The following is a 12,406-nucleotide window of genomic DNA, read 5'->3' on the forward strand; positions in this document are numbered from 1 at the left end:
GGCGGACCCCCTGGGTCCGCCCGGAGGCGGTGGCCCGGAGGCGGTGGCCCGGAGCCCGGTGCGGAACCTTGAGGTACGCCCCCACCCCGGCCGGTGTCACTCGCGTGGCCCCCGCAAAGGCGCCCCGCGGCCGAGGCGCCCGTAAGGATGCGGGCATGGGTATACGCATGCTCAACCGCCACACGGCCATAGCCACGGCCGTCGTCTCGGCGCTCCTCGCGCCGATACCCGCGGTCGCCGCGCACGCGAGCACCGCGCAGGTGCCCGCGGCCTGCCGCTCCACCCGTGACCCCGACCTCGCCGCCCGGATGTCCCGCGACCTCCGGGCGGCGCTTTCGTCCCGCCAGGGCACCGTCTCCGTGGCGGTGCACGACGACGACACCGGCCTGACCTGCACCCTCGCGAGCGCGCGCCAGTACGACTCGGCGAGCGTCGCCAAGGTCGTGATCATGGAGGGCGCCCTGCGCCGGGCCGAGGAACTCGGGCGCAAACTCACCGGCTGGGAGCTGGCCAACGTCCGCCCGATGATCACCAGGTCCGACAACCCCGCCGCCCTGCGACTGTGGACCGACCTCGGCCACGCCTACCTGGGCCGCATCCTGGCCCGCGCCGGGACGAAAGGCACCGCTCTCGGCCCGAAGGGCTACTGGGGCCTGACCCGCACCACAGCGGCCGATCAGATGCGGCTGCTCGCCGTGCTCACCAACACCCGCTCGTTCCTGAAGACCCGCGCCTACGGTCTGAAGCTGCTCAGCCAGGTCCGCCGCGACCAGCGCTGGGGCGTGCCCGCCGGTATGCCGAAAGGCCTGAAGGCCCACGTCAAGAACGGCTGGCTGCCGCGCGCGACGCACGGCTGGCGCGTACACAGCGTCGGCGCGTTCACCGGCCGCGGCCGCACGTACCGCATCGTCGTCCTCTCGCACGACAACCCGACGATGGCGTACGGAGTGCGCACCATCGAGCGCATCGCGCAGGCCGTCCACCGCGGACTCAACCAGAAGCGCGGCCTGAGCGACGGGCGCGGTCTGGTGCAGGGCCCCACCCCCGAGAACGCGATCAGCGAGGAGTCGGACGGCTCGGCTCCGTACGAGCCGCTGCCGGGCTGGGACGAGCCGGAGCGGGACGCCACATCCTGACCCCCAGCGCGTACAGCGCGAGGCCGAGCACAAGCCCGGCGCCCGCGCCGAAACACAGCGTCGGGATCCACTCCCAGGGCTTCGCGTCGGCACCCCGCCCGGCGAGCCAGAGCGAAGCCCGCTGCACCGCGCCGACCAGCGCGCAACCCCCGATCACGGCACCGGCCGCCCACCGGTCGGAACCGGACAGTACGGGCACCCCCACGGGCTCGCCCGACGGCGTACGCCGCACCGCGACGAGCACGAAGAGCGCGATGACGACGGCCGCCACCGCCGAACTGCCGTACTGCACATACCAGTACAGGGGCGAGCCTCCCGCCTGCCGGCCCAGGACGGGCACCAGCTCCACACCCCACCGGTCGTGATGTGTGAACGCGTCCCACACGACATGCGTCAGCGCGCCGAGCGCCGCCGAGGCGTACCACCGCAACACCACCGACGGACACAGACGTTCACGTGCCGCCCCGCAGCGCAGTAGACCCGCGACCCGCCCCTGCCGCGCCCGCGGCAGCAGTGCGACCAGCGGCTCGCGCAGCACCAGCCACGCACCCACGAGAGCCCAGGCGACGAGCACGTCGAAGGTGAACACACCGGTGAAGGAGTGGGTGAAGGCGCCGAACTCCATCGCTCCGGACAGCACACTTGCCGCGTAATAGGTCATGTCGGGAGCGAACGAACCGGCCACGAGGGCCGCCGGCACCAGCCGGCCGCGGCCGCTTCCGTCGCCGCGCACAGCGGGCAGCACGGCCGCGGCATGGCTGAGTGTGAAGGGCAAGTCGTCCCCCTGGGGCTCACGTTGGCCGGGTATATCGGTCGCCGCGGTCACCGGCACCCGGTGGACGCCCAGTATGAGGGACGCATGAGAACTGTCCGGGGGGACACCCGGGGCGGCGTCCTACCGCACAATCGGACATGGCCAACTGGTGAAAATCGGGCACGAACGGGTGCCCCGGCGACTGGAGTTGTCGTAGGGTCACCTGGGTCGCCGTGCAGGGGAACGCGGCCGAACGACCAGAGGAAAACGCAGAAGAAAACGCACCAGAAGCAAGTGCACAGGTGCAAAGCGCACGGCAAGAAGGTGCGTAAGCGGATGTCCACGGGAGGGACTCACTCAATGGTGGCGCATTTCGGTACGAGGCTGCGCAAGGGAGCGATGACCACGGCTGTGGCCGCGGCCGCGGTCGCGGCTCTGTCCGCTTCCCAGGCCCCGGGAGTGACCACCGACGGCCAGGGCAGACAGACCACCGGCGCCGACGCCGAGTCCACGCCCGACGGGAACGGCGACGGCAGCGCCACCGGCAACTCGCCGTACTACACGGACCTTCCGCCCCTGAACACGCCCGTCCCGGCGCCGACCATCGGCACCCCCGCCGCCACCGGCGAAGCCGAGGCAGGCATACCCGCGACCGTCCTCGACGCCTACAAGAAGGCCGCGGACTCGCTCAGCGCGTCCAAGCCGGGCTGCAACCTCCCCTGGGAGCTCCTCGCCGCGATCGGCAAGGTCGAGTCCGGCCAGGCCCGCGGAGGCAACGTCGACGCCGCCGGCACCACCATCACCCCGATCCTCGGCCCGGTCCTCAACGGCAACGGCTTCGCGAACATCGGCGACACCGACGGCGGCGCGTACGACGGCGACAGCACCTACGACCGCGCGGTCGGCCCGATGCAGTTCATCCCGTCCACCTGGGAGTGGGCGGGCGAGGACGGCAACGGCGACGGCAAGAAGGACCCCAACAACATCTACGACGCGGCGCTCGCGGCGGGCAACTACCTGTGCCGGTTCAGCTGGGACCTGTCCGACCAGGCCGACCTCAACAGCGCGATCCTCAGCTACAACAACTCGACGGAGTACCTCAACACCGTCCTGTCGTGGCTGGAGTACTACCGCAAGGGCACCCACGAGGTGCCGGACGGCACGGGCGCGCTGCCCTCGAACCGCAGCGACGGCTCGGACGGGGCCACCACCTCGCCGAGTCCGAGCCCGAGCCCGAGCACGCCGAGTACCCCGAGTACCCCGGCACCGACTCCCCCGAAGCCGAGCCCCCCGTCGGGCGGCGGCACCACAACCCCCAGCCCGACCCCGCCCGGTCCGACCCTCCCCACCACGCCCACCCCCACCGAAACCGTGGACCACCTGGAGGACGCGGGCACCGGGGCGCTCACCGCGACGGCGGGCGACACCTTCGGTGAGCAGGTCGCGGTGCGGACCGAGACCAAGGCCGGCAAGGCGGTCGCCAAGGTCCGGGTGCGGTTCACGATCGTCGGCGACACCACGGACGCCACCTTCACCGGCGGCGAGACCGTCGCCACGGTCGTCACCGACAGCGCCGGCACGGCCACCGCGCCCGCGCTCGTGGCAGGCGAGAAGACCGGCGACTTCATCGTCCGCACCACCGTCGTGGGCCGCACGCTGACCGGCCTCGACTACACGGCGAGCGTCACGGCGCGCCAGGCCGACACCCTCGTACGCACCAGCGACACCGCCCTGACCTGCGTGCCGGGCGGCGAGTTCGCGGACCAGGTCGAGGTGAAGGCCACCTACAACGGCGCGGTCGCGGACAAGGTCGCGGCCACCGCCACCCTCATCAAGTCGGCGGACGACGCCACCGAGAACGACAAGGGCCCGTACTTCAAGGACGCGGACGGCAACACCGTACGCACCCTCGCGGACCTCACCACGGACGCCGACGGTCTGCTGAAGCTCCCGAAGCTGTACGCGGACGACACCACCGGCACGTTCCTGCTCCGCATCACCACCACGGGCGGCGCGACGCTGACGGTCGAACTGACGGTGGCCGCGGCGGCCACCCCCGAGCCGGAGCCGACGACCACGGCGTAGTCCGTACGTCCGCACGCGCACGGTCAGGGCGCCCCTCGCTTCCGGCGGAGGGGCGCCCTCGTCGTTGTGTGTGCAACGTGTTCTCATCTCGCCCCGCCGTTGCTACGGTGCCGGACCTGACGATGTATCAGTTCCAGTTTCCGGCCCCCGGGGAGGCCCCGCATGCGTGCCCTCATAGCCGCCGCGATCGGTCTCGCCGTGGCGCTCGCCCTGGTGTTCACGATCACGGCCATGGGCTCACCGGCAGGCAAGACCTCGCCGAAGCCGATGCTCACCACCGTCCCCACACACCCATAGCGCTCAGGGAGGACGCCGACATGCGCCGCAAGGTCAGCCTGATCCTGCTCGCCTTCGCCGTGTTCTTCGCGGCACTGTCCCCCCTGCTGCACTGGTACGCCTTCCCGCGCCTGGCCAAGGTCCCCGCCAACCAGTACCAGGACATGGTCCTGGAGGCGAAGGACGCGACCCTCCTCGACTACGGCACCATGACGGCCAAGAAGGTCCCCAAGGTCACCATCGTGCAGACCCTCAAGGGCAACGTCGAAGAATCCGAGAAGATCGAGAAGACCGCGGGCCGCGACGTCGTCGTCTGGGACTCCCTCTCCTACGTCCAGGGCCCCGACGGGGAGATGGTCTCCAAGCTCCCCGAGCGCTACATCTTCGACGCGCACAGCCAGGACCCCGTCCACGCCACCGGCGAGTCGGTCGACGGCGACCCCGTCACCCGCGAGGGCATCGAGTTCAAGTGGCCCTTCAACACGGAGAAAAGGGACTACGAGTACTTCGACGCGCAGACCCGCACCTCGGCCCCCATTCACTACAAGGGCACCCAGAAATTCCGGGGCGTAGAGGTCTACTACTTCGAGCAGACCATCCCCTGGACCAAGGTCAAGTTCCCGAAGATCATGCCCGTGGAGGGCGTCACCCCGGAGTCGGTCGCCAAGACGGGCACCACCCGCTGGTACACCACGGTCCGCAAGTTCTGGGTGGAGCCGGTCACCGGAGCGCCCGTCTACGGCGAGGAGATCCACCAGGAGGAGCTGCGCGGCGGCACCCTCCTGGGGGACCGCGACAAGGTGACGGCCTTCTCCGGGCACGTGAAAATGCGCGAGGACTACATCGAGTACACGGTCGACCTGGTCAAGTCCAACCGCACCCTGGTCCTGATGATGACCACGTACCTCCCCTGGGGCTTCCTGATCCTCGGCGCGGGGCTCCTGTCGCTCTCCCTCTACCTGGAGGCACGCAGCCGCCGCGGCGGCGACCCCGCGCCCACGGGCGCGGCGGAACCCGAGCCGGTCAGCGCCTGAGCCGCGCGTTCGTGTACCGCGTCGGCTCGGCGGTCGCCGGGTCCTCGGGCCAGGGATGCCTGGGGTAGCGCCCGCGCAGTTCGGCCCGTACGGCCTTGTAGCCCTCCCTCCAGAAGGAGGCCAGGTCGGCGGTGACGGCTGCGGGCCGCCCCGCGGGCGAGAGCAGATGCACGAGTACGGGCACACCGGCGACGCGCGGCGTCCGTGCCAGCCCGAACATCTCCTGCAACTTCACCGCGAGCACGGGCTGTTCGGGGTCCGCGTAGTCGATCCGGATTCTGGACCCGCTGGGTACCCCGATCCGCTCGGGCGCGAGCTCGTCGAGGCGGGCGGCGTCCCCGGTGGCCCAGGGCAGCAGACGGTTCAAGGCCTGCCCCGCCTCGATCCGCGCGAGATCGGCCCGCCGCCGGGCGCGGCTCAGCTCCGGCTCCAGCCACTCGTCCACGCGCGCGTGGAGCGCGTCGTCGGACACGTCGGGCCAAGGGGCGCCCAGATGCAGCCGCAGAAACGCGAGCCGCCGCCGCAGCACCTCGGCATCCTGAGACCACCGCAACAGGCCGAACCCCTCCTCCCGCAGCCCTTCAAGAAGCGCATCCCGTACGAGCCCGGCGTCGGCGTTCCTGATCGGCCGCACCGTCAGCTCCACGGCCCCGAGCCGCTCGACCCGCCGCGCGACGACGTCACCGTCGGCCCAGTGGACCTCGTCGCCCCGGGAGCGCAGGCTCGCCGCGGCCCGCATCGCCGTCTCCTCGTCGATGACGGCCGCGAGCCGCACGCGCGCGTGCCCGGCGCCGACCGGCCGGTCCGCGACGGCCACGGCGAGCCAGGGCGCCCCGCGCAAGCCCGAACCTTCCGACACCTCGGCCCGGGTCCCCGACACCATGAGGTGGGACCCGCCCCGGGCCCGCGCGACGCGTTCGGGGAACGCCAGGGCGGCCACGAGCCCGGCGACCCAGTCGTCCCCGGCACCCGGCTGAGAGGCGCGGGCCGACGATCCGGTGAGGGCCGTGGACGACGTGCGCAGACGGCGGGACTCCGTGCGCCAGCGGGCCGCGTAGGCGTCGCCGCCGCGCCGGGCCGCCCGCCAGGCCGCCGCCAGATCGTCGCCGTACTCCCGTGGCGGCTCCTCGCTCAGGAGGGCGACCACCTCGGCGGCCCGGTCCGCGCCGACCACGGGTGCCGCGTCCAGCAGGGCCCGGGCGAGTCGCGGATGCAACCCGAGCCGGGACATGCGCACACCCCGCTCGGTCGCCCGCCCCGCGGCGTCGACGGCACCCACGGCCGACAGCACCGTGCGCGCCGCGGCCATCGCGCCGCCCGGCGGCGGGTCGAGGAGCGCGAGCCCGGTGGCGTCCGGATCGCCCCAGCAGGCCGCCTGCAGGGCGAACGCCGTCAGGTCGGCCACCTTGATCTCCGGCGCGGGGAAGCGGGCGAGACGCGTGTCCTCCGCCTCGGACCAGCAGCGGTACACCCGCCCAGGTGCCTCACGACCGGCCCGCCCCGCCCGTTGCCGCCCCGCCGCCTGCGAGGCCCGTACGGTCGCCAGCGCGCTCAGCCCGCGCGCGTGGTCCACCCGCGGCTCCCGCGCGAGCCCGGAGTCGACGACCACCCGGACCCCCGGAACCGTCAGCGAGGACTCGGCCACGGAGGTGGCGAGGACCACCCGGCGCCCCGCCCCGCCCGACAGCACCGCGTCCTGCACGGCGGCCGGCGCCCGGCCGTGCACCTGGAGCACCTCGACACCGCCGAGATCCCCCAACTGCCCGGCGACCCGCGCGATCTCACCGACCCCCGGGAGGAAGCACAGGACGTCCCCCTCGTACTCGGCCAGCGCTCGGCGCACCTGCGACGCCACATGTGTGAGGAGTACCGGGTCCACACGCATCCCATGGGGCGGCCGCACAGGGCGCACGGGCGGCGCCCACACCACCTCGACCGGATACGAGATCCCCTGTGCCTCGACCACCGGCGCGTCGCCCAGCAGGTGGGCCCACCCCTCGGCGTCGGTCGTCGCGGACGCGGCCACCAGCCGCAGCTCGGGGCGGAGAGCGGCCCGCACGTCCAACAGGAAGGCGGCCACCGTGTCGGCGTCCAGATGCCGCTCATGGCACTCGTCGAGCACGACCACGTCGACGCCCGCCAACTCCTGGTCCCGCTGGAGCCGTTGCAGCAGCACACCGGTCGTGACGACCTCCACGCGCGCGCGTGGCCCCACCACACGCTCCCCGCGCACGGTGTACCCGACGCTTTCGCCGACCTTCTCCCCGAGCAGCCACGCCATCCGCCGCGCGGCCGCCCGGGCGGCGATGCGGCGCGGCTCGGCGACGACGACGCGGCGTGCCGGGCCCTCGTCCAGCAGTCCGGCGAGCGCCAGGGGCACGAGGGTCGTCTTGCCCGTACCGGGCGGTGCGACGAGGACCGCCGCACCGTGCGCCTCCAGGGAGTCGCTCAGGCCGGGCAGCGCGCCGCGTACGGGCAGCAGGTCCAGGGCGTCGTAACGGATCACCTGCTCAGTCTCGTACGCAGACGAAGATCGCCGTGCCCGGGATCAGATTCCCGCGCAGCGGGGACCAGCCGCCCCACTCCTGGGTGTTCCAAGCGGGCCACTCCGGCTCGACGACGTCGAGGAGGGTGAAGCCGCCGGCCACGATGTCGCGGACGCGGTCGCCGATCGTCCTGTGGTGCTCGACGTACACCGCGCGGCCCTCCTCGTCCTGCTCCACGTACGGAGTGCGGTCGAAGTAGGAGGAGGCGACCGACAGGCCCTCGGGGCCCGGCTCGTCCGGGAAGGCCCAGCGGACCGGGTGCGTCACGGAGAAGACGAAACGGCCGCCGGGACGCAGCACCCGGCGTACATCGCGCAGCACGCGCACCGGGTCGGCGACGAACGGCAGCGCACCGTACGCCGAGCACGCCAGGTCGAAGGAGCCGTCCGCGAACGGCAGGGCGCCCGCGTCGGCCTCCACCAGGGGCACGGTTCCGCCGATCCGCAGCGCGTGCTGGAGCTGGCGGTGGGAGAGGTCCAGGGCCACCGGACGCGCCCCCTGCCCGGCCAGCCAGCGCGAGCACTGGGCCGCGCCGGCGCCGATCTCCAGGATGTCCTTCCCCTTGAGGTCCTCCGGCGGGCCGAGCAGCTCGGCCTCCACCTCGTCGAGCCCCTCGGGGCACCACACGAATCGGTCGTCTCCGAGGAAGGTGCCGTGCTCGGTCTGGTACTCGTCCGCGTTCCGGTCCCACCAGCCGCGATTGGCGCGGGAACTCTCCGTGACATCCGCGTCGCGTCGGGTGGCTTCGGGCTCGAACGGTTCGGGCTCTTGGATGATCGGCTCCCTCGTATTAGTCTGCGGACCCATCCTCCTCAACCCGTCCGGGGACGGGTCACGGCAGGGGCCAACTACGGCCCGCGTGGCCTCGTGTGACAGGTCTTGTGCCGGGTATGCGGCGTTCCGCCCCGGGTGTGCGCCTTCGCGCATTGACCCTGTCCGGCTGCCCCCGTATGCTACAAGTTGCGCTGCGGGCCTGCGCACCTCAGACGTAGCAGGTTGCGCTCGCATCTGTATGTATGACCCCTCGGTTTTCGGGGCGCCACCGGCGGTGTTTGTTCACAAACACCCTCCGGATCCGGCGCTTCCTTGGCTGTCCGGCCTTCTGCAGAGCGAAACGGGCTCCCGGCGTAAGCAGTACCTACGACTCACTGTCCGTACCGGAGCCCTTACCCACATGACGAGCAGCACCGAGACCACCGCCACCACTCCGCAGGTTGCGGTCAACGACATCGGTGACGAGGAAGCATTCCTCGCCGCGATCGACGAGACGATCAAGTACTTCAACGATGGCGACATCGTCGACGGCGTCATCGTCAAGGTTGACCGGGACGAGGTTCTCCTCGATATCGGTTACAAGACCGAAGGTGTCATCCCGAGCCGCGAGCTCTCGATCAAGCACGACGTCGACCCGAACGAGGTCGTCAAGGTCGGCGACGAGATCGAAGCCCTTGTTCTCCAGAAGGAGGACAAGGAAGGCCGCCTGATCCTCTCGAAGAAGCGCGCCCAGTACGAGCGCGCCTGGGGCACCATCGAGAAGATCAAGGAAGAGGACGGCATCGTCACCGGCACCGTCATCGAGGTGGTCAAGGGTGGTCTCATCCTCGACATCGGCCTCCGTGGCTTCCTGCCGGCTTCCCTCGTCGAGATGCGCCGCGTCCGCGACCTCCAGCCGTACGTGGGCAAGGAGCTCGAGGCCAAGATCATCGAGCTGGACAAGAACCGCAACAACGTGGTCCTGTCCCGCCGTGCCTGGCTCGAGCAGACCCAGTCCGAGGTTCGCCAGACGTTCCTCACGACCCTGCAGAAGGGTCAGGTCCGCTCCGGCGTCGTCTCCTCGATCGTCAACTTCGGTGCGTTCGTGGACCTGGGTGGCGTCGACGGTCTGGTTCACGTCTCCGAGCTCTCCTGGAAGCACATCGACCACCCCTCCGAGGTTGTCGAGGTCGGCCAGGAAGTCACCGTCGAGGTCCTCGACGTCGACATGGACCGCGAGCGTGTCTCCCTGTCGCTCAAGGCGACGCAGGAAGACCCGTGGCAGCAGTTCGCCCGGACGCACCAGATCGGTCAGGTCGTCCCGGGTAAGGTCACGAAGCTCGTTCCGTTCGGTGCGTTCGTCCGCGTGGACGAGGGCATCGAGGGCCTGGTCCACATCTCCGAGCTGGCCGAGCGCCACGTGGAGATCCCGGAGCAGGTCGTCCAGGTCAACGACGAGATCTTCGTCAAGGTCATCGACATCGACCTCGAGCGCCGTCGCATCAGCCTCTCGCTGAAGCAGGCCAACGAGGCCTTCGGCGCCGACCCGGCCTCGGTCGACTTCGACCCGACGCTGTACGGCATGGCCGCGTCGTACGACGACCAGGGCAACTACATCTACCCCGAGGGCTTCGACCCCGAGACCAACGACTGGCTCGAGGGCTTCGAATCCCAGCGTGAGGTGTGGGAGACCCAGTACGCCGAGGCGCAGCAGCGCTTCGAGCAGCACCAGGCGCAGGTCATCAAGTCCCGCGAGGCGGACGCGCAGGCCGAGGCCGAGGGTGCTGCCGCCCCCGCCGCCGGTGCTGCCGCGGGCGTCACGGGTGGTTCGTACTCCTCGGAGTCGGACGACACCTCCGGCGCCCTGGCGTCGGACGAGGCCCTGGCCGCCCTCCGCGAGAAGCTGGCCGGAGGCCAGAGCTGATCGCTTGAGCCGGCTCCGGCTGGTCGGTAAGTAACTGCGGGCCCGCACCCTTCTGGGTGCGGGCCCGCAGTGCGTTTCCTGTGCCCTGTGCGGGTGTCCGCTGTGTCGCCGGGATTGCAGAAACGTGGGGGATACACGATGAACGGACGTGCCGTAACGGGGCGTTGGGAGGCTTCCTCGATCGATCAAGATCGACAGAGGAGCCGAAGCCATGGCAGAACTTCAGAGTGGGCCGGGTGCGAGCCGGCGTTCGTTCCTGCGCAATGTGGGTCTCACCGGTGGTGCGGGCGCGATGTTCGCCACCATGGGAGCCCTCGGTCTCGCGCCCACCGCGCAGGCCGCAGGCCGTGAACAGCCCTTCCGTGCCCTGAAATCGAGCGACTTCACCCTCACCGGACGCGGCGCCGCCAAGGTCGTCATCGTCGGTGGCGGCATCGCCGGACTGGCGGCCGCGTACGAACTGGGCAAGGCCGGCTACGACTGTACGGTCCTGGAGGCCAGGGACCGCACCGGTGGCCGCAACTTCACGGTCCGCGGCGGTGATTCGACCACCGACCTCTACGGCAACACCCAGAAGGCCCGCTTCAGCGAGGGCCAGTACATGAACGCGGGCCCCGCCCGCCTCCCGCAGTGGATGGTCACCCTCGACTACTGCCGCGAACTGGGCGTCCCCATCGAGGTGTTCACGAACACGAACGCGGACGCGTACATCTACAACGAGTCGACCGGCATGACCAAGCCGATGCGGTACCGGACCGCGAAGGCCGATGTCTACGGCTATGTCTCCGAGCTGCTCGCCAAGGCCACCGACAAGGGTGCTCTCGACAAGGAGCTGACCGCCACCGACCAGGAGAAGCTCGTCGAGTTCCTCAAGGACTTCGGGGAGTTGGGCGACAAGCTGACCTACGAGGGCGGTGAGCGCCGCGGATACACCACGGTCCCGGCCGCCGCCGGGACCCCCGGCGTGCTCCTCGGTGACGTCCCGTCCGCCTCCGAGGTCTTCGCCAGCGGGGTGGGCCGCTACTTCTCCTTCGAGTTCGGGTTCGACCAGGCGATGCTGATGTTCCAGCCGGTGGGCGGCATGGACCAGATACCGCGCGCGCTCACGAAGGCGATCGGGGCCGGGCGCATACGTACAGGGGCGGCCGTTTCGAAAATCACCGACAAGGGGAGTGGCGTTACCGTCACTTACACCCAGGGCGGCCGCACCAGGTCCATCGACGCCGACTACTGCATCGGTGCCCTGCCGCCCAACATCCTCGCCAAGATCCCGCACAACCTCGGCTCCGGAGTGCAGAGCGCCCTGGAGGCGATCACTCCCTCGTCGGCGGGCAAGATCGGGCTCGAGTACCGCTCGCGCTGGTGGGAGCTGGACCACAACATCTACGGCGGTATCACCGAGACCGACCAGGACGTCACCCACATCTGGCACCCCTCGTACGGGTTCCACGGCGAGCGGGGCGTGATGATCGGCTACTACAACTACGGCGACGACGCGGACTCGTACGCCAAGCTCACCCCCAAGGCCCGCGAGACGCGTGCGGTGGCCGCGGGCGTGAAGATCTACGGCGAGAAGTACCGCACCGAACTCGCGTCCTCCTTCTCGCACCACTGGCGCCAGACGCCCCACCTGGAGGCCGCCTGGCACGACACCCCGGGCGGCCCCGACGACGCCCGCTACAAGCCCTTGAACGAGCCCACCGGCCGCGTCTACTTTGCGGGCGACTGGCTCAGCTACACCGACGCCTGGCAGCATGGCGCGTTCACGTCCGCCCGCAAGGCGGTCACCGCGCTCCACGCGCGCGTGCTGTCCGCGTGACACTCCTGTAGTCGTCCGTAGTCGTCTGTGACCGTTCGCAGCCGCTTTCTCAGCCGCTCGTGGGGGCTGAAAAGTCGGT

Annotated in this window: 9 protein-coding genes; 6 read left to right on the plus strand and 3 right to left on the minus strand. The window is 70.7% G+C overall.

Annotation, left to right across the window (positions count from 1 at the left end):
• The first annotated feature begins 155 nt into the window (after positions 1–155).
• Complete coding sequence (locus tag OG266_RS33555; protein ID WP_266465548.1) at positions 156–1,136, plus strand: serine hydrolase; 981 nt, start codon at positions 156–158, stop codon at positions 1,134–1,136.
• Here OG266_RS33555 and OG266_RS33560 read toward each other — a convergent pair.
• On the minus strand, positions 1,057–1,911 hold the full coding sequence (locus OG266_RS33560) for a DUF4184 family protein (RefSeq protein WP_371550277.1): 855 nt from the start codon (positions 1,909–1,911) through the stop codon (positions 1,057–1,059). The genes OG266_RS33555 and OG266_RS33560 overlap by 80 nt on opposite strands.
• A gap of 339 nt (positions 1,912–2,250) precedes the next feature.
• Between OG266_RS33560 and OG266_RS33565 the strand changes: the two genes are divergently transcribed.
• The 3 genes from OG266_RS33565 (at position 2,251) to OG266_RS33575 (ending at position 5,285) form a co-directional block, all read left to right on the plus strand.
• Positions 2,251–3,975 (plus strand): lytic transglycosylase domain-containing protein, encoded by a 1,725-nt coding sequence (locus OG266_RS33565; protein WP_371550278.1) that lies wholly within the window; start codon positions 2,251–2,253, stop codon positions 3,973–3,975.
• A 162-nt stretch (positions 3,976–4,137) separates the two neighbouring features.
• Positions 4,138–4,272 carry an SPW_0924 family protein gene (locus tag OG266_RS33570; protein WP_329548229.1) on the plus strand — a complete coding sequence of 45 codons (135 nt, stop codon included), beginning with the start codon at positions 4,138–4,140 and terminating at the stop codon, positions 4,270–4,272.
• Between the two features lie 20 nt (positions 4,273–4,292).
• A complete protein-coding gene (locus OG266_RS33575; RefSeq protein WP_371550280.1) occupies positions 4,293–5,285 on the plus strand; it encodes a DUF3068 domain-containing protein in 993 nt (330 codons plus the stop codon).
• On the opposite strand, the gene hrpB is transcribed toward OG266_RS33575, so the two are convergent.
• Entirely contained in the window at positions 5,275–7,791 is a 2,517-nt protein-coding gene (hrpB, locus tag OG266_RS33580; protein ID WP_371550282.1) for an ATP-dependent helicase HrpB, read from the minus strand. The two genes, OG266_RS33575 and hrpB, sit on opposite strands and share 11 nt — an antisense overlap.
• 4 nt (positions 7,792–7,795) lie before the next feature.
• Positions 7,796–8,638 carry a class I SAM-dependent methyltransferase gene (locus tag OG266_RS33585; protein ID WP_266465564.1) on the minus strand — a complete coding sequence of 281 codons (843 nt, stop codon included), beginning with the start codon at positions 8,636–8,638 and terminating at the stop codon, positions 7,796–7,798.
• Positions 8,639–9,005: 367 nt separating this feature from the next.
• On the opposite strand from OG266_RS33585, the gene rpsA reads away from it, so the two are divergent.
• Entirely contained in the window at positions 9,006–10,508 is a 1,503-nt protein-coding gene (rpsA, locus tag OG266_RS33590) for a 30S ribosomal protein S1 (protein ID WP_329548233.1), read from the plus strand.
• A gap of 211 nt (positions 10,509–10,719) precedes the next feature.
• A complete protein-coding gene (locus OG266_RS33595; protein ID WP_329548234.1) occupies positions 10,720–12,327 on the plus strand; it encodes an FAD-dependent oxidoreductase in 1,608 nt (535 codons plus the stop codon).
• Positions 12,328–12,406: the final 79 nt, after the last annotated feature.

Source organism: Streptomyces sp. NBC_00554 (genome assembly GCF_041431135.1).
In the GTDB taxonomy this organism is placed as follows: domain Bacteria; phylum Actinomycetota; class Actinomycetes; order Streptomycetales; family Streptomycetaceae; genus Streptomyces.